Origin of the sequence: Blautia segnis, from assembly GCF_014287535.1 — a bacterium.
In the GTDB taxonomy this organism is placed as follows: domain Bacteria; phylum Bacillota; class Clostridia; order Lachnospirales; family Lachnospiraceae; genus Blautia_A; species Blautia_A acetigignens.
The window spans coordinates 150,205-167,400 of the sequence record NZ_JACOOT010000008.1; the positions used below are offsets into that span (position 1 = coordinate 150,205).

18 protein-coding genes are annotated in these 17,196 nt (G+C 41.9%); 5 read left to right on the forward strand and 13 right to left on the reverse strand.

All coding sequences use genetic code 11. From position 1 onward, the window contains the following. Positions 1-56: 56 nt before the first annotated feature. Genes H8S54_RS03320 through H8S54_RS03330 form a run of 3 tightly spaced genes read left to right on the forward strand, consistent with a single transcriptional unit; the run spans position 57 to position 2,698 of the window. Entirely contained in the window at positions 57-872 is an 816-nt protein-coding gene (locus H8S54_RS03320; protein ID WP_021925174.1) for a DUF3100 domain-containing protein, read from the forward strand. Next, complete coding sequence (locus H8S54_RS03325; RefSeq protein ID WP_186900914.1) at positions 873-1,334, forward strand: hypothetical protein; 462 nt, start codon at positions 873-875, stop codon at positions 1,332-1,334. A 29-nt stretch (positions 1,335-1,363) separates the two neighbouring features. Next, positions 1,364-2,698: an amidohydrolase family protein gene (locus tag H8S54_RS03330; RefSeq protein ID WP_186900915.1), complete on the forward strand. Its 1,335-nt coding sequence runs from the start codon at positions 1,364-1,366 to the stop codon at positions 2,696-2,698. Between the two features lie 75 nt (positions 2,699-2,773). Here H8S54_RS03330 and H8S54_RS03335 read toward each other — a convergent pair whose 3' ends face one another. Continuing rightward, positions 2,774-4,015 (reverse strand): IS256 family transposase, encoded by a 1,242-nt coding sequence (locus H8S54_RS03335; protein WP_186900916.1) that lies wholly within the window; start codon positions 4,013-4,015, stop codon positions 2,774-2,776. A gap of 458 nt (positions 4,016-4,473) precedes the next feature. Here H8S54_RS03335 and H8S54_RS03340 point away from each other — a divergent pair, with 458 nt between their 5' ends. Then, positions 4,474-4,764, forward strand: coding sequence for a hypothetical protein (locus tag H8S54_RS03340; RefSeq protein ID WP_186900917.1), 291 nt, complete (start codon positions 4,474-4,476; stop codon positions 4,762-4,764). Between the two features lie 337 nt (positions 4,765-5,101). On the opposite strand, the gene H8S54_RS03345 is transcribed toward H8S54_RS03340, so the two are convergent. From H8S54_RS03345 to H8S54_RS03365, 5 genes are all read right to left on the reverse strand, one after another. Further along, positions 5,102-5,812, reverse strand: coding sequence for a GntR family transcriptional regulator (locus tag H8S54_RS03345; RefSeq protein ID WP_186900918.1), 711 nt, complete (start codon positions 5,810-5,812; stop codon positions 5,102-5,104). Positions 5,813-5,945: 133 nt separating this feature from the next. Continuing rightward, positions 5,946-7,124, reverse strand: a complete 1,179-nt coding sequence (locus H8S54_RS03350; protein WP_186900919.1) for an iron-containing alcohol dehydrogenase — start codon at positions 7,122-7,124, stop codon at positions 5,946-5,948. A gap of 12 nt (positions 7,125-7,136) precedes the next feature. Continuing rightward, positions 7,137-7,976: a carbohydrate ABC transporter permease gene (locus H8S54_RS03355; protein WP_186900920.1), complete on the reverse strand. Its 840-nt coding sequence runs from the start codon at positions 7,974-7,976 to the stop codon at positions 7,137-7,139. Beyond that, on the reverse strand, positions 7,963-8,859 hold the full coding sequence (locus H8S54_RS03360; protein WP_186900921.1) for a carbohydrate ABC transporter permease: 897 nt from the start codon (positions 8,857-8,859) through the stop codon (positions 7,963-7,965). The genes H8S54_RS03355 and H8S54_RS03360 overlap by 14 nt, the downstream gene beginning before the upstream one ends. A 23-nt stretch (positions 8,860-8,882) precedes the next feature. Further along, on the reverse strand, positions 8,883-10,199 hold the full coding sequence (locus H8S54_RS03365; protein ID WP_186900922.1) for an ABC transporter substrate-binding protein: 1,317 nt from the start codon (positions 10,197-10,199) through the stop codon (positions 8,883-8,885). 184 nt (positions 10,200-10,383) lie between these two features. Between H8S54_RS03365 and H8S54_RS03370 the strand changes: the two genes are divergently transcribed. After that, the gene (locus H8S54_RS03370; protein ID WP_186900923.1) at positions 10,384-10,605 is read left to right on the forward strand and encodes a hypothetical protein; all 222 of its coding nucleotides are present in this window, start codon (positions 10,384-10,386) and stop codon (positions 10,603-10,605) included. Here the strand turns inward: H8S54_RS03370 and H8S54_RS03375 are convergent. The 7 genes from H8S54_RS03375 to H8S54_RS18050 form a co-directional block, all read right to left on the reverse strand. After that, positions 10,590-11,759, reverse strand: a complete 1,170-nt coding sequence (locus H8S54_RS03375; protein WP_186900924.1) for an amidohydrolase family protein — start codon at positions 11,757-11,759, stop codon at positions 10,590-10,592. The two genes, H8S54_RS03370 and H8S54_RS03375, sit on opposite strands and share 16 nt — an antisense overlap. A 17-nt stretch (positions 11,760-11,776) precedes the next feature. After that, positions 11,777-12,754 (reverse strand): SIS domain-containing protein, encoded by a 978-nt coding sequence (locus tag H8S54_RS03380; RefSeq protein ID WP_186900925.1) that lies wholly within the window; start codon positions 12,752-12,754, stop codon positions 11,777-11,779. A gap of 142 nt (positions 12,755-12,896) precedes the next feature. Beyond that, positions 12,897-13,796 (reverse strand): PfkB family carbohydrate kinase, encoded by a 900-nt coding sequence (locus H8S54_RS03385; protein ID WP_186900926.1) that lies wholly within the window; start codon positions 13,794-13,796, stop codon positions 12,897-12,899. A gap of 178 nt (positions 13,797-13,974) precedes the next feature. Further along, positions 13,975-14,220 carry a hypothetical protein gene (locus tag H8S54_RS18040; RefSeq protein WP_186900927.1) on the reverse strand — a complete coding sequence of 82 codons (246 nt, stop codon included), beginning with the start codon at positions 14,218-14,220 and terminating at the stop codon, positions 13,975-13,977. Positions 14,221-14,233: 13 nt separating this feature from the next. Continuing rightward, positions 14,234-15,928, reverse strand: coding sequence for an IS1634 family transposase (locus H8S54_RS18045; RefSeq protein ID WP_186900928.1), 1,695 nt, complete (start codon positions 15,926-15,928; stop codon positions 14,234-14,236). Positions 15,929-16,303: 375 nt separating this feature from the next. Next, positions 16,304-16,948: a GyrI-like domain-containing protein gene (locus H8S54_RS03400; protein ID WP_186900929.1), complete on the reverse strand. Its 645-nt coding sequence runs from the start codon at positions 16,946-16,948 to the stop codon at positions 16,304-16,306. A gap of 5 nt (positions 16,949-16,953) precedes the next feature. Continuing rightward, positions 16,954-17,076 carry a VOC family protein gene (locus H8S54_RS18050; RefSeq protein WP_330600068.1) on the reverse strand — a complete coding sequence of 41 codons (123 nt, stop codon included), beginning with the start codon at positions 17,074-17,076 and terminating at the stop codon, positions 16,954-16,956. Positions 17,077-17,196: the final 120 nt, after the last annotated feature.

Consider the following 17,196-nt stretch of genomic DNA (forward strand, 5'->3'; position numbering starts at 1 on the left):
ACTTACAACGTAAATTGCTGCGCACCTGCGCAGAAAAAAAGGAAGGAGTTTCTTATATGGAAAAACTAAAGATTGTCATCAAAAAGTACTGGAAAATTTACCTTGCCGCTCTGGTCATTTCCGCAGTCTGTGATCTGATCGGAACCGTTAAGCTTAACATTGGCGTTGGTACACTTACTCTGTTTCCGATGGTGTTTGCCGTCATATTCGGAGGGCTTTTAGGGCCGGATATTTTTAAAGTATTCAAAACTGAGGAATGTAAAATAGGCGGAAGTCTGGTTCTTGTGGTTTTGGCACCTTTTATGGCAAAAATGGGCATTTCTTCCGGTGCAAATCTTGCAAAACTGGTTTCAGTGGGCCCTGCATTGCTTCTTCAGGAATTCGGAAATCTTGGAACGATTCTTTTATCTATGCCTCTCGCATTATTGCTTGGTTTAAAGAAGGAATCTATTGGTGCATGTTACTCAATTAACCGTGATTCAAACCTTGGATTAACTACAGATATTTTTGGACCGGACGCTCCGGAAACAAAAGGAACCTTTGCAGTTTATATTGTAGGTTCTGTAATCGGAACAGTGTTTATCAGTATTCTTGCAAGCGTTGTAGCTTCCTGGAATATTTTTGATCCTATTGCTCTTGGTATGGCCAGTGGAGTAGGAAGTGGATCCATGATGACTGCTGCTGCCGGAACATTAGGTGAAATCTACCCACAGCAGGCAGAAAATATTATGATTATGGGTGGTGCCAGTGATATGCTGACCGGTATTACCGGAATTTACATGGGTACTTTCGTAGGCCTTCCTCTTGCAAAAAAATTATACGCAATTTTAGAGCCTAAGATTGGACGCAAAAATAATCAGGAGGTTAAATAAATGGTCAGAAAATACTTCGTACAGCAGCTTGGACTGCTTCTCATGGTGTCTGTGATTATAATACTTACAAATGTAATTGGTTACAAAATGCCTGTAAAAGATTCCATTATTGGAGTTCTTTTACTGAGTGCTATTTCTCTTATCGGTCTTACTATAAGTAAATTTATGAGCCGATTTGTTAAGCTTCCTTCTATGATGTATGTATCCCTTCTCGGGCTGCTTCTTGCATGTCCTGTTTCGCCGGTAAAAGATATCGTAGTTGGAACTACAACTCCTGTTGCATTTTTAGCTCCGGCTACAGCACTTGGTGCATTTGCCGGTGTTTCTCTGGGAAAAGATTTAAAGGATTTTGCAAAAATGGGATGGAAGCTGGTATTGATCACTTTATTTGTAATTACCGGAACCTTTATATTCTCCGCTCTTGTTGCAGACATTGTTTTGAAAATGACAGGAGCCATTTAACAATCATATGAGATGAAATGAGGTAGATTATGGAAAACTATGATATTTTAATCAAAAATTGTCAGGTTTTGAATCCTGATATGAGCGTTTCATCCACCTGTTCAGTAGGAATTAAAGACACCTGGATAAAAAAAATCGGTTCAGCAGATGAATTCGCTGATAGTGTTGCCACAGAAACACTTGATGGAAAAGGTAAGCTTGTTATGCCAGGTTTAATAGACGGTCATACACATACCTGTCAGCAGCTGTTAAGAGGTCGTGTTGCTGATGAATATCCTATGGTTTGGACTCGTTTCCTGGTTCCCTTTGAAAGCAATCTTCTCCCGGAAGATTCTTACGTCAGCGGACAGTTAGCCTGTCTGGAAATGATCAAAAACGGAACTACTGCTTTTGCTGATTCCGGCGGTGTACATATGGAGCGTGTAGCTGATGCAGTTATAGAATCCGGCATGAGGGCCGCAATAGCGAAATCCACAATGGATATGGGCAATGCTATTACAGGCGCAATGAAGGAAACTGCATCTGAAGCTATAGACCATACAAAAGAGCTGTATAAGAACTATCAGGGAGCCGGCGATGGCCGTGTGGATATCTGGTTTGCTATTCGTCAGGTAATGACCTGCTCCAGAGATCTCATCGCCATGGTAGGTGAATGTGCCAAAGAACTTCATACAGGCATCCATGCACATTTATGTGAGCATAAAGATGAAGTTAGCTTTTGCCTACAAAATTATCAAAAACGTCCTGCTGAATTTTTAGATGAAATGGGAATTTTGGGTCCAAATCTTCTGACCGCACATAATGTTATGCTGTCAGACCATGATATTGCATTGATGGCAGAACGAGGAGTAAAAATGATCCATTGTCCAAGAGCCAACCTGGCAAATCATGGCTTCCCGAAGGCTCCTCAGATTCTGGAAGCTGGTGCAAGTGTAGGTTTGGGTTGTGATGGAGCTGCTCCTTCCAACCTGGATATTTTCGATGAGATGAAGGTTCTGCGTTATTCTATGCTGGCTTATTGGGGACTTCCTTCTTTTAATCCGGTAGTTATGACCTGCCCGACTCTTTTGAAAATGGCTTCTCAGGGAGGAGCAAATGCTATCGGACATGGTGATATTCTGGGATCTGTAAAAGAAGGAAAGAAAGCTGATCTGATTCTTTTAAATATTGATCAGCCGCATATTACACCAACTCAGAATCTTGTAAATACTATTGTAGATGCAGCAAATGGACACGATGTAATCGATTCCATCATCAATGGAAAGCTTGTCATGAAAAATCGTGAGGTACTTACATTAGATGAAGAGCGAATTCGATTTGAAGCTGCACAGCATATGAATGAAATCATAAAGAGAGCTTATTAAAAAAAGCAAAAGACTGTTATACCAAAATTTATGTCAACAGCAGGCGGGTAATCCGCCTGTTTTTCTGCTTTTTTATTACTCTGGTAAGCGACCTTCATACATGATACTCAGCTCTCCATAAACCTGAGCCCAGTTCCGGATTGTTGTAGTCCATTTTTTCGTGGCTTCAAAGGTAGCCAGATAAAGGGCTTTTAAAAGGGCTGTGTCACTTGGAAAGACGCTTCTCTGACGATTCAGCTTCCGATAAGTGGAATTCAGCGATTCAATGGCATTTGTTGTATAAATGACCTTTCTAACCATTGCTGAAAACTTGAAGATTGGGGAAATAGCATCCCAGTTATCCTTCCAGCGTTTCATGGAATTCGGATATTTTGGAGTCCATTTTTCCGTTACCCGATCCAAAGCTGCCAAAGCTTTCTTTTCATCCGCTGCCTGATATATCGTTTTTAAATCTGTAGCAAATGCTTTTCTGTCTTTATCCGGAACATATTTCAAGGTATTTCTCACTTGATGAACGATACATCTTTGATATTCTGTCTTAGGAAATGCTGCCGCAATCGCTTCTTTGATACCTGTGAGTCCATCTGCGCAGATGATCAGGATATCTTTTACACCACGATTTTTTAATTCGTTTAAGACGGAAAGCCAATACTTGGAACTTTCATTTTCTCCAATACGGATGGTAAGCACTTCTTTCTTACCTTCCGCATTAATCCCAAGAATGACATAGGCAGCAAGCTTCCGGATCACTCCATTATCACGGACGGAATAATGAATCGCATCAATATATAGGATTGGATAAACTTCATCTAATGGCCGATTCTGCCAGTCTTCAATCTGTGGAAGAATCTTGTCTGTAACATCTGATATAAAACCTTCTGATGTTTCAAAACCATAAATATCTTCGATTGTTTCTGAAATCTGCCGGGTTGTCATACCTTTTGCATACATAGAAATAATCTTCTGATCGATATCTGAAATGTCTTTCTGACGTTTCTTTACTACTTGAGGTTCAAAAGTTGATTTTCTGTCTTGTGGAACTTCAATCTCCATAGAACCATAACGACTATTCACTCTTTTTCGCTTATAACCATTGCGATAATCATCGCTATCAGAACGTTCTGATTTTTCATATCCCAAATGGTCATCCATTTCCGCTTTCATCATCTCTTTGATGGTTCCACCAAGAAGATCTTTCAGTGCATCCTGGATATCTTCTGCTGATTGGATATCGTATTCTTCCAAGAGCTGGTGAATGATGTTACGTTTTCCTTCTGTCATTTGTACTCTGTGTACAGGTTTCTTTTCTCTTGCCATAATAAAAGGCCTCCTTATGATAAAATATTTTACCATAGAAGACCTTCTAAAACATTATTTACAGAAAAAGTTTCACATTCTCCATTGAATAAGGATTTGCGTTGTCAAATATTTTGTTTTGCTTTATAGTAATATCTGTTGTATATTTACTTTTTCGAAATTTCTGTTATTATAATGTAAAAACCATTTCAAAGCCTGTATCTTGGCTACAATCACATATTACTATATATTAAAACATGGTCACAAAATGCTGTAACCCTTATAAATTGCAGGGTTTAGCATTTTTTTATTTTTCCAACTGTCAAAGACGGGATTATACAACAGGTGGTGATAGAATGGAATAGGAAAATCAACTAAATATCCACAAAAATAAATGAAGCGGAATATCATACCCATATGGATGTGGATAACTCATCTAACGCTTAATATTTGCCGCAGAGCGATTGTCAGAAAGCGAAATGGCGATGATCATCAGCAGCTTGAACCGATGGGTAACGAAGAAGGACATCTCCGTAAATCGTTCTTATGGAGTCGGTAAGATTGTCCAAAAGATCATGTCAAAAGCCCGCATTATCTCTGTATCAGGAACGACCATTTCTGGAAACTTAAGTGATTATAACAATGTATTCCGTGAAGTGCGTAAAACAATGATTCAAAACTTCTTCTCAAAAGAATGGGTTGAACACCGGAAACTTGTGCAAGCCTTTGAGAAAGTTGTGGGTGCCTTTTACATTTTTTTCCTTTTATAAACTTCTCACATACCTACGCTTTTATAAAACGGCTGTCTGATTCCAGTATCCCACCCTCATCTAACAGATACTGCTCTCCTTCAAACTATCCATTGCTATATCTTTAATCCGGCTGCTGTCCATCCTGTGCCTTCCACTGACATTCTTAAATTTTGGTCGACTAAGCACTTCTCTGTACTCTTCCAACTGGAAATTATGACGGGAGGTAAGAAAACAGATGGGAACTATCTGTCTCCAAATAATTCCCATCTGTAAATCGCCACTCTTATTTTCCAAACAAAATTTAGTTCTGCATCATGCTCCCATCTTCCAGAGGCAAACCTTGTCTTTTCTTTTATTATACATACAATGCAAAATTCTCTCCGTCAAACAACTGCTTGCCCCTGTAACAGAGCCGGTCATCTTCCGTATAAGCCATACTGGTGATTAAAAGCAGCGGTTCCTCTTCCATGACATGGAGCAATTTTGCCTCTTCCTTATTGGCACGGCATATTTCTATCTTCTTCTTCGTATAGGCGATCCGGATATGATATTCTTTGTCCAGAAAATCATACAAAGAGTTATTGTCAAAATTCTGCTCCAGAAGTTTGGCATAGGACAAACTGAAATAATTCTCTTCAATGGCAATGGGCCTGTCATTGGCGAACCGGAGCCGCTTGATATAGATAACCCGGTCCTGCTGGGAAATTCCCATTTTCGCAGCCAGTTTTTTGTCCGGAAATATCAGCGTATTCTCCAACATTTTACCGCCGGGAGTAACACCCGCCAAATGGCACATTTGTGTAAAATTCAATGTCTGTGAAAGATTCTTGCTGAATTTCTTCTTTGCAACAAAGGTTCCCTTTCCCTGCTGCCTCTCCACAAGCCCCTTTTCCACCAATTCTTTCAGAGCTTTCCGCACCGTAATAATACTGACGCCAAACGCCTTTGACATTTCGATCTCTGTCATCAGTTGTTCCCCCGGACGATACACACCCTGCCTGATTTTCTCTTCGATCTGCTCCATTAACTGTCTATATAATGGTATCACATTCTGTTCTTCCAACATCTTACGTTTCCTCATTTTTCATTTTTTATAAAACTTATTTAACCTAATTATATAATATTAATTTCTAGAAACGCAACCAGTTATTGGCAAAAAAGGACTCTCCCCCACAAAGTATGGACAAAACTGCCCTAAACTATCTGGCCATTGTATAAATTTTCCTGATGTCCTCCTTCCCAAGCCTGCAAAACGCTCCTATATTTTTGCTTCCGCCATCCGTACATTTCTCTGCCAAACACTCTATTTGTTCATCTGAAAGTATAATTCCCATCTGAGAAATAGAGGTAGGCATATGAATAGAAGTGAAAAAGCGCTCCATGGCACAGATTCCTTCCAAAGCTGTTTTCTCAGGATTCTGATAATCCATCACACAGCCCATGACGTTCACAGCAAACTGTGCAAACCGCATCACATCCGCGAAGTATACATAACGCGCCCAGCTTCCCCATACGGCAGCCAGACCTGCACCATGTGCAACATCAAACATTCCTCCCAGCTCATGCTCAATGGCATGGGAAGCCCAATCCCCTTTCCGTCCGCAGGTCAGAAGACCGTTGTGGCAAAAACTGCCGGCCAGCATCAGCTCTGCGCGGGCATTGTAATCACAGGGATTCCCCAAAACAATCCTGACATTGTGCATCACCGTCTTCATCAACGATTCCAGAAACCCGTCAATCAGCTCTACATTCTTCACCGTGGTAAAATACCGCTCCATGGCGTGCATCAATATATCCGTACTTCCGCTGGCCGTCTGATACTCCGGCAGGCTATAGGTCAATTCCGGATTCATAATGGCAAATTTCGGCCGTGCATAATCGCTTCCCACATCACGCTTCAAATTCCCGTTTTCATTTGTTACCACAGAACCATCGCTTGTCTCGCTTCCGGAAGCCGCAATGGTGAGGATCACCCCCACAGGAACACAAGCCTTTGGCGCTTTCTTTCTGATATAGAAATCCCAGACATCACCCTCATTTGCCACACCATATCCGATCCCTTTTGCAGAATCAATGACGCTTCCGCCTCCCACTGCCAAAATAAAATCTACATTTTCCTTCTTTGCCAGGGCAATACCCTCGTATATTTTGCTTAACCGCGGATTGGGCTTTACACCGCCCAGGAGGACATAGGGAAGCTGTGACTCTTCCAAAATACGGCAGACTTTCGCCAGCAAACCGGTTTTCTCTGCACTGTGTCCGCCATAATGAACCAGAACCTTCGTCCCTCCGCTTTTCTTAATCTCCTCCCCTGCCTGTTCTTCCATTCCTTTTCCAAACACAATCCTTGTGGGAAGCCTATATTCAAAATTAAGCATATCTTTTCCTTTCTATCCTTTCACAGCACCCTCTGACATACCAGCTACCATATATTTTCCCAGGAAAAAGTAGATGATGATCATGGGCAAAATCGTTACCGTCACTGCCGCAAATGTTCTTCCCCAATCCGTATATCCGTAAGCTCCTACAAAATCCCGCAGTCCAAGGGTAATCGTCTGTAAATCTTTACTTCTGGTAAACGTATAGGGAAACAAAAAATCATTCCACGAATACACAGCCCTCATCATTGCCAGCGTCAGGATAATATTCCTGGACATCGGCAATACGATCTGGCTAAAGAGCCGGAAAATGCCGCATCCTTCTATGACACTGGCTTCTATAATATCATCCGGAAAGAAACGGAAAAAATTCACAAACAAATACACGGACAATGGAATTCCAAACGCCACCTGCGGAATAATCACTCCAATATATTTATCCGTAATGTGCAGCTTCGCAAAGGTTTGATACAGCGGAAGGAGACATACCTGCATGGGAATCATCAGTCCCAGCAGGAAATACATTTTCAGATGATGCCGTCCCCTTACTCTCATCTTTGCCAACGCAAAAGCAGCCATGGAAGTGACCACCAGTACTACAACAACCACAGTCCCTGTGATGATGACGCTGTTCACAAAATATCTGGGAAACTCAGATTCCTTCAAAATATACAGGTAATTTCCCCAATACAGCTTCTCAGGGAAAGCATATGCCGGAGAAACCCGGGCTTCCTCAGGACTTTTCAGACCAAACACAGCGGTATAAATAATGGGATATATCGTAATAGTTGCAGTCAAAATACCGAATATGTATAATATTGCTGTTTGCATGCGTTTCTTATAATTGGTCATGCGATTCCCCTCCTCTGTCAAACTGTTTCATACAGAAACTGGCCAGAATAAAGCATATGACAACAATAAAGACCGCCAGCGTACTTCCATATCCGTACTGCATGCTGCTAAATGCCTTTTTGTACATATAGGACGCCAGCAATTCCGATGTAGTTCCCGGTCCCCCTGCCGTAAGCATAAACGAGAAATCAAAGGAACGGATGGAATTATTCAAAACCAGCACCATATTCGCCACAATGATAGGCCGAATATATGGAAGCCTGATGTGCCATACCGTTCTTAGCCAGCTTGCTCCGTCCACTTTCGCAGCCTCAGACAGTTCCCCCGGAACGCCTATCAGAGCCGCAAAAAAAGTAACCATGTAGACTCCCATTGTTTTGTAGCCTTCTGCAAATGCAGTAATGACAAGGGAAAGCCCTGGAGTCGTCAGCCATTCCGTCATGGCCAGATTCTCGTTCACCAGGGAAAGAAGATGATTCACAAGTCCCGTAGGTGTCACTGAGAAGATTTTGTCAAATATCTGGCAGATCGCAACAGAGGAAATCACCACAGGAATATAATAGACCGTCTGAAATATTGCTCTTTTCTTCACGAGGAGAGTCAATAAAAGAGCCAGAATCAGTCCGCCGCCAACCTGGAATAGTATCTGCAGCAATGTATATTCTATTGTCTGAACTAATATCGGCCATATTACCCTGTCCTTTGTAAACAAAGTAATATAATTGTCAAGACCGATGAATTTCATTTCACTGAGCCCGTCCCATTTAAACAGGCTGTAATACCCGGAATATATTATCGGAACAAACACAATGGCAGAATAAATCAGCATAGCTGGTGTCAAAAAGACTGCAAAGGCTCTTTTATTTTTTAAGACAGAATTCATACTCTCACCTGCTTTCCGGCAGACTATTTTACGCTAAAATAATCTGCTCCATTTGTTGCCGCAGACTCATCCAGCTGTGTCAGAAAATCTTCCGGCGTAATCATTCCTGCTGCTAACTGTTTTACCAGATCATCCATCAACTGCCCGGTCACCGGATCACAATTATCATCCCAGTTGCTCCAGCTAATGGTCTGCTGCTTCATGATCTCATAGTAATCTTTCATAATCTGGGACTTGTCTGCCGGAGGATCTACATTGAACTGAGGAAATGTATCATACTTATAACAAGTGTCTGCATAATGGGTCAGCAGGAACTGATAGAATCTCTCCATTTCTTCATCAAATTTCTCCTGATTCAAAGCCCAGGAAATTCCTGCCTGGATCGCCATGGTAGCCTTCTGCTCATAAGATTCCTCTTTATCATTTACAGGAATGGTGAAAAATCCCAGTTTTCCTTCATCATAAGCATCTGAGAACTGTCCCAGATATACGCTCTGGCACCAAACCATTGCATACTGTCCCTCAATAAATCCATTCATAATATCTGTGTACTCAATATTAGAGAAACCAGCCGGAAAATACTCATTCTGTGCTAAAGTATTCAAAAATTCTGCACAATCCTGCACTACCGGAATCTCGGAAAACCTGACTTCTCCTCTTTTTGCCTGATTCAGCCAATCATTTCCCGTTACTGTCCAGCTAGGCAGATACATAATATGCAGGGGATTCCAGCTTGCCTTGCCTGTAATTCCCAAAGGAATGGAGCCATTGTCTTTCAGCTTCTGGCACACATCCAAAAATTCCGTAAAGGTAGCAGGTGTTTCCGTAATTCCGGCTGCCTCGAACTGATCCTTCCAATAGAAGAACGTATTGCCATACCGTGCTTCCGGCTGAATATAGAGACTTCCGTCATCATTTTGCACATATCCTCTGCATCCTTCATCAAGGCTGTCTGCAAGTCCTGCTTTCTCCAACTGCTCGTCCATATTTACCAGTTTTCCCTGGCTTGTCAGTTCTTCAGCAATGGGACCCCTGTCGATCTGAAACAAATCCGGAAGTTCGTCTCCGGCAATATATAACTTCAGCTTATTTTTGTACTGATCAAGATTCGGTTCGCACTCAAATTCCGCCTTAAAATTAGGATTCACTTCCTCCTGATACTGTCCAATAATGTCCTGCAGAATCTGATACGCAACATGAGATTCCGTACGATTGCTGTATATTCTGATGGTTTTCTCCGGCTGCTCCTCCGATGAAGCGCTTACAGAGAGAGCACCTGCCCCCATACTAAGCACCAGCGCCGCCCCAACAAGCATCCTTTGTAATTTGCTCTTTCCCATTTTGTTACCTCCTACTACAATAATAATCTCTCGGAATCTTTAATCCAGTAAACATAAGGCTTAAAGATTCCTTTTTTATTAAAATCCCCCACTTTTTTGTCAAAAAAGGCTTGACAAATCGCTCAAAATTTGAGGCGAAGCCGATTGAATATATTTTATTTTCATCGACTGGAGGGCGATTTTTATGTTACCTGTTAATTCCGGCGGTCATACCGCCTATCAAACTTTTGTACTTGAAAATCTTCGTAAATATTATCCGGATCCCTCTGTTTTTGCAAAATCTACATGGGATATCATTGAACGTTTCTGGAATCTTGACCTTTCTTATACCGATGAACTGCTCCGCAGCAAATATTCCGTCTTTGGCCCAAAACCAAGGACTCCTAATTTTTATTTTAATTTATAAAGCTCTTTCGCATTTTCAGACAGAATCCATCCTGCTGCCTGCCGCGCATAAGACACACCCAGCACATCCCTCTCTACCAGACTGTCAAAAACTCTGCCCAGCACCTTTTTGAAATTCACTGCCGCAAACCAGATAGGATCCACATCCCCCGCACCATCAGATCCATACATCAAACGCTTCAGCGGAACTTTTTCTAAAAGCATTGGCAATGCCCTTTCCACTGCAATACTGTCGTCTGCAGTCATGCTGGAAACATCTGTCCAGACATTTGCATAACCGTTTACCATAAAAGCCATTTCTTCCACAAAAGGATACCCTCCATGAAGAAGCACAATGGGAATCTTTCCCGTATCTTCCCGGTTCATAAACTCATAAAGCAAACTGGGCCGCATCAGCCTCAGATCACAGGAAGGCGGATCTCCTGCCCCTGTATGAATCTGAAGGGGAAGATGGTATTCCTGGCAGATCTTTACGAATTCAAATACCATATAATCCCGGAACGGCTTCTGAATCCATCGCTCTTTCTCCTTCCCATAATAGAAGGATAAAAAAGATCTCTCTGCCTCTTCCCAGGTTGGATTCAAAATCTCCAGCCCGGTAAAATAACCGATGACCGTTTTTAGCGCGGCTACCCGGCCATGCGCAATCCGATTTCTCATCTGTTTGTGAAAAGCATCCAAAAATTCTTGAAATGTGAGCATTTCCTGACTATCTTCTACCAGGTGATTGCAAGTCATTTCCAGCCGGATAATCTCTCGTACGTCAATATTCTCCGTTGCCTGGCAAAAAGCATTGACCTCTTCTTCCCGCAGGCGCGCCCCCTGAACCGGAAATCCTGTTTCATTGAGAAATGTCTCAATTCCTGCGTCCCGAAACAGCAGCTCCACAAATGCCTTGTAATCTTTTCGTGCCATTGCATTTCTGGCAGCTATAATTTCTTCATCAGGCGCATCCTTCGACAGGCCTGATATCCTGGCCATTTCTCTCAGAATCATGCGGTATGCCAAGGTGCTGCTCACTGTCTCCTGCTCCACCTTACTATAACGGTCAGAAGACAAAATATATCTTCTGCCATATACTTTTTTTTCTCTACTGGGCATAAATGGATGCGCATGCGCATCTACTACCGGCAGTTCTGTAAAATCCAGCTTCATCTCATCTCTCCCTCCTGTTAGTAATTCACCTTCCACATATATCTGCGGGTAGATAATGGGTGCTGTCTGGCTTCAGCCAATGCCTGGTTATACACAACATACACATTGTTGTACAGGGAATGATTGAAGTAGTCCACCACGGAAGCATCGATAGTGGATAAGCCCAATTCTTTTGCATCCAAAACCTCTATCCGCCTGGCATATCTCTCCAAAAAATTCAGGGCACGCTCATCCAGTGCTCTTGTCTTTCCCTCTGATAGCTGCAGGATAAATGGCAATTCTTTGTCCGTAATCTCAAAGGGTCCATGGAAATATTCTCCTGAATGTATCGCATTGGAATTGATCCACTGCATTTCCATAAAAATACAGATACATTCCATATAAGCAGCTCCAAATCCTGCACCGCTTCCGATGGTATAAATGACTTTGTCATCCTTATAATTCCGGGCAAATTCCCTGGCACGGCGCTGTACAAGCCTGCAGGCGTTCCTGACAATCTGGTTAATCTTGGATACTCCATCCATAAATTTCTCATAATTCGGATAACCTTCTGTCTGGTTCAGAATCTCCACTGCAAGCAGGAGTCCTTTTATCGTTTTCTCTCCCGCAATGTCTTTGTTGTCACCAAAGGTATACGGGATTACATAATCTGCGTACTGTGTAATTGGCGAATCAGGAATCCAGGTTAACACAATTACCGGAATTCCTCTCTCCTTTCCTATCCTGGCAGCTTCTACTGTCTCCGGAGTATTTCCCTTATGAGAAGCAACGATCAGTACGGAATTCTCTCCCATACTTTTGGGCAAGTTATGTATAAATTCATTGCTGTTATACCAGCCTGTCTTAATTCCTACCGCCTCTGTCTCCAAAAAAATTTTTGCCGGATAAAATGCGCCCAGTGATCCTCCACAAGCCACATAAAATACTTGCTTGATTCCACCTGCTTCTTTTTTCTCTTCAAGAATTTTGTTTATAATCTCTTTGATGCTCTCCATACTTCCTCCTCTTTATTCATTATATAATGTTATATACGTTTATATTATATTATATTCTTTTTGACAAATTGTCAAGGTTTTTTCTGAAATTTATTCAAAAAAAGATTGCCTTCCCAAAATGAGAGACAACCTTTCTTTTCCTTTATATACGATTATTCATAATTCTTCCTGCAATTGGCATACTATACCCAAACGCACCTTCCACACCCACAATTTTAGCGGCAAACTGCGCTCCGCGCTTCATTCCTTCCAAAAGTATGGGAAGCATTGCTTTCCCATCATCCCAGCTCACTTCTCCGGAAGATTTCAAAATATGGCATAAAAAAGCCGCAAAATAAGCGTCCCCTGCGCCAACCGTATCCAAAACCACTTCCGCTTTCTCTGCCGGAGTATCATAAAACCTTCCATGATACAGCAGATGCGAACCATCCTCACCAGAAGTTGCAAGTACAATTTTTACCCCCAAAGCCTCCGCCTTTCGCATCTCTTCCTCCCGCCGCCTTCTGTCTAAATGTGCACAGGAGAATATCGCAATTCTTATATAGGGACAAACCTGCTTCAGATACTCATCTGTCCACCGGTTAGAAAAATCGAAGGCAACAGGCACCCCCAGCGCAGCCAGCGATGGCAGATCTTCTTCAATATAACAATTCAAATCCGTATAAATCAAATCGAACCCGCGGATATACATAAAATCTTCTTCATTAAAATTATAATCATATTCACGGGCAACGCCCCCTCGGTTAGAGCCTACAAAGACACGCTCATTCTCTACGATCTTTACACAGGCAAAGCCATTTTCTCCTTCAAAATGCCTGCACCTGTCCATAGCAATATGCAGCTTTGAAAGAGCATTCTGCACACATTCTGCCACCTGGTCTGTTCCGAATTTTCCAAGATAGGCTGCTTCTGCTCCATTCATAGAAGAATATACGCAGGTATTCACACATTGCCCTCCCGGATACATTTTTCCTCTGGTCAGAATTTTATCGCAGACATTATCCCCAATGGCTATAATTCTGGGTTTTCCTGTTCTCCCCATGGTAAATTCCCCCTTTTTCTGTCTCTCATATAAAGTTCTTTTGCATTATTATGTATCATTATATTAGTTTATATTATAATATATATGTTTTCAAAAAAAGTCAATAGTTTGATGTGAACTTCCAGAAATTTTCCGCCTAAAACTCGCACCACAGCCGCAGCTGTGGTGCATTCCTTGTCTATTCCTCTGTTTTTCCCTCTATTTCTCCAACATTTAGGAAGTTCATTATCTCCTCATAAGACCGTCCACTCTTTACAATTGCTGACAGGATTTCATCCTTTCTTATCGCATCCCGTTTGTCCAAAAGCTCTTTCAAAACTGCTGTTGCATGGTCATATCTTTTCTTCGCTGCGATCACATCAGCCTCTGCTTTTTCGATTTTTTCATCCAGAGCTTCCCTGCTCGTTTTTCTTGTTCGTGCCATCTTTTTCTCCTCTCTATTCCGCCTTTTTCAATTCTTTACTCACCTCGGATGCATAGTATTTTATGTGATTCGCATCCAGACCAAACGCATTTAATATTGTTTTCTGATTAGCTGTTACTGCATGATCCAGCCTGTATACATTATCCAGTTGACGCACCATTTCTATCTTTTCAAGTTCCTTTAAGGCTGCCGGAACTGTCATATAGTTCGGCTTCTTTTCCAGGTTTTTCATCTCTTCTTTCAGCTTTATATACATCTTACAGCGCAGTATCATCGCCACAAATTCAACAAATATCTTAGCCCGTGCTGACTCTTCCGAATACACCCGGATGCTCTTATTTCCAAGATAGGATTTATCCCCACGGAATAGTTTCTCTGATGTATCACGGCTCTTATACAGCTCGATTGCTTCCTTTGCACTCATCTTTTCTGATGTGATTATACAGAAATATCCTGCCAGATCCAGTTCCCTTTCCACTACACTGCAGCGCTCTTCCGGCAGTACAAACGCCTGTGTTTTTTCATCATAATGAAGATTAAAATACTTCTCAAACCCTGGCCCGAATTCCTTTACTTTATTCTGATATTTCTTAAGGTACAATGTCATCTGGTTGAGCCTGTTTTCAATCCCAGCACGCTCTGCACTTTCTTTGGAAATGCTGTGGTACAGATGAAAATACCGTTCTTTTTTATCACCCGCATAAAGCCTGTGCTTCACGGTCTTCCCATATACTCCATACTCATAGATGTTATTCACGCGCTTACTTTCAAAAGTTCCCTTGTGTTCCAGAACCAGTTCATTCACCAGTGAAGCCATTCCCTTCACCATGATCACGAAGCTGTACCCGCATTTATCCATATATTGTATGTTTTCACAGCTGAAATAACCCCTGTCCAAAATAAAGCCAATCTTCTTATAGCCATATCCAAAAGCTTTGTCCAACATGAACTGAAGCTGTGAGATATCGTTCAGACTTCCGAGATATTTCTCGTAAAATAATGGTTCCTGGTTATGTGTATCATATGCAACCGCATAGTTAAATACAGGCTGTCCCACATCTACTTTCGGATGTCCGAATTCCACCATTTCAATGTCTCCAGCCTGGCAGTTTTTGTTCGTGGAATCGTAGGAAATATATATTTTTTCGCGATGGTTTCTGGTCTCATTCCAGGAGTTTAAGAACCCAATACTCTGGTCATCCGTTACGGAATTCAGGAAATCTGAGACAGTAGAATCGCTGTATTGTTTCATTCCATTTGTAAAAAGAGGATGGTTGTATGTATAATCCGGATAGTACTGGGCAGCATTGTTTTCTGCAATGATCGAGTATACCGCCAGATCAAGAAAAAGTCCCAGATCACGCTGTTCAAAATACCCACCAAGGAGTTCGACCAGGTTGTATTCTTCTATAATTTTACGCAATACAAAATATGCTCCCACGCGCAGGCAGCTGCTCCTGGATGTCCTGTTTTTTGTCTCTGGAAGCTCTGCATCAGGAAAATATTTTAGGAAATTTTGATTTGGCTGCATCAGTTCTGGGTCTGTTTCAGACAGCTTTCCTATCGTTACTCTTTTGGGAAAAGTATACTGCCTTACCGGATCATAGATCCGGTCATATTCATACTCAATATATACAACATCTTTCTTTTTTCTACGTGTAATCTTCCCCTGTACGAATGGTATTTTTACTAAAAAATCCAGATACATTAGGCCCCTCCTTTTAGGCGGTAATCCGCCTAAAATAATTATACCATACATCCCGGTCTCCTGCAAGCAGAACCCGCAGAAAATCGGGATTTTTTCAATTTTTTATTCTCTTAATTTTATTTAGGTGGAACTTTTTCTGGAAGTTCACATTTGACAAATCAAAAATAATTCTATATTTTGCCGCATTGATCTCACAGTCATTCTTTGCCACATCCTCGCTCTCATTTTCTATAAATTCCGTATCCAGGCAGTTATATACCCAAAATAAGACCCGGAAACATTTGTCCGTGCATAAAAAAAATCTGCAGGATATACTCCTACAGATTTTCGAAAACGTCAATATTTCTGATTATAGTTCTGTGTCAATTGGCAACGTTACCGTAACCTCACCGCCTTTTTTATTGGATGCCGAATTACTGTCTTTCGTTTCTCCGGTGCAACTCTTCTCGCATCACTTAGGTAAATCTCATGATGATACCTCTGATCGGTGATATCCAGCACATATCCCTGCTCTTTCATAAACTGATGCATTTTCTCCACTGTTTCCGGTTCCTCATCATATGCCCCGATGTGCATACACTGTACACAAAGCCCTTCCTGATAGGTCAGAAATTCCACCTTGGAGAAATCCTGCTTTTTCTTTTCAGATGCCTCTGCTATCGCCCATTTAAAATCTTCTTCCGTGACGAAATCAGGCAGCCGGATAACGGATATCCACTTGAAATCTTCCTTGCGGGTATAATCAATCCCGGCAGTCCCTTCCTGCCACCAAAATCCCTCCAATGGAGGAACCACATAGTCAAAATAACCATCGATCCGGTGATCGCCCTTCTTACTCATCTTGATTGTAAATGCGATCCCATACAGAAGGCCGATGGCTCCCTTATATTCACCATCTTCCGCATTCGGATCTCCGCTGCCCCGTACCGCCAGAAAGTTCATTCTGGGAACCGTGACGATACCCGGCACGGCCTTCGGAAAATAAAACTCCTTATACTCTTTCTTATAGTCAAATGCCATTTCCTTCACTCCTTCACAAATGATCCGATCTCAACCAGGTTTCCCTCAGGATCCGCCACGTAACACGTCCGCTGCCCCCACGGTTCCGTTGCCGGTTCCATAACAGCCTTTGCCCCCGCTTTGACCACTATAATCTCTCGGAATCTTCAGCCCAGTAAAATCAAGACTTTCAGATCCCTTTTTTTATAAAATCCCCCACTTTTTTGCAAAAATCGCTTGACAAATCTACCGAAAAATGCGGCGCTTCG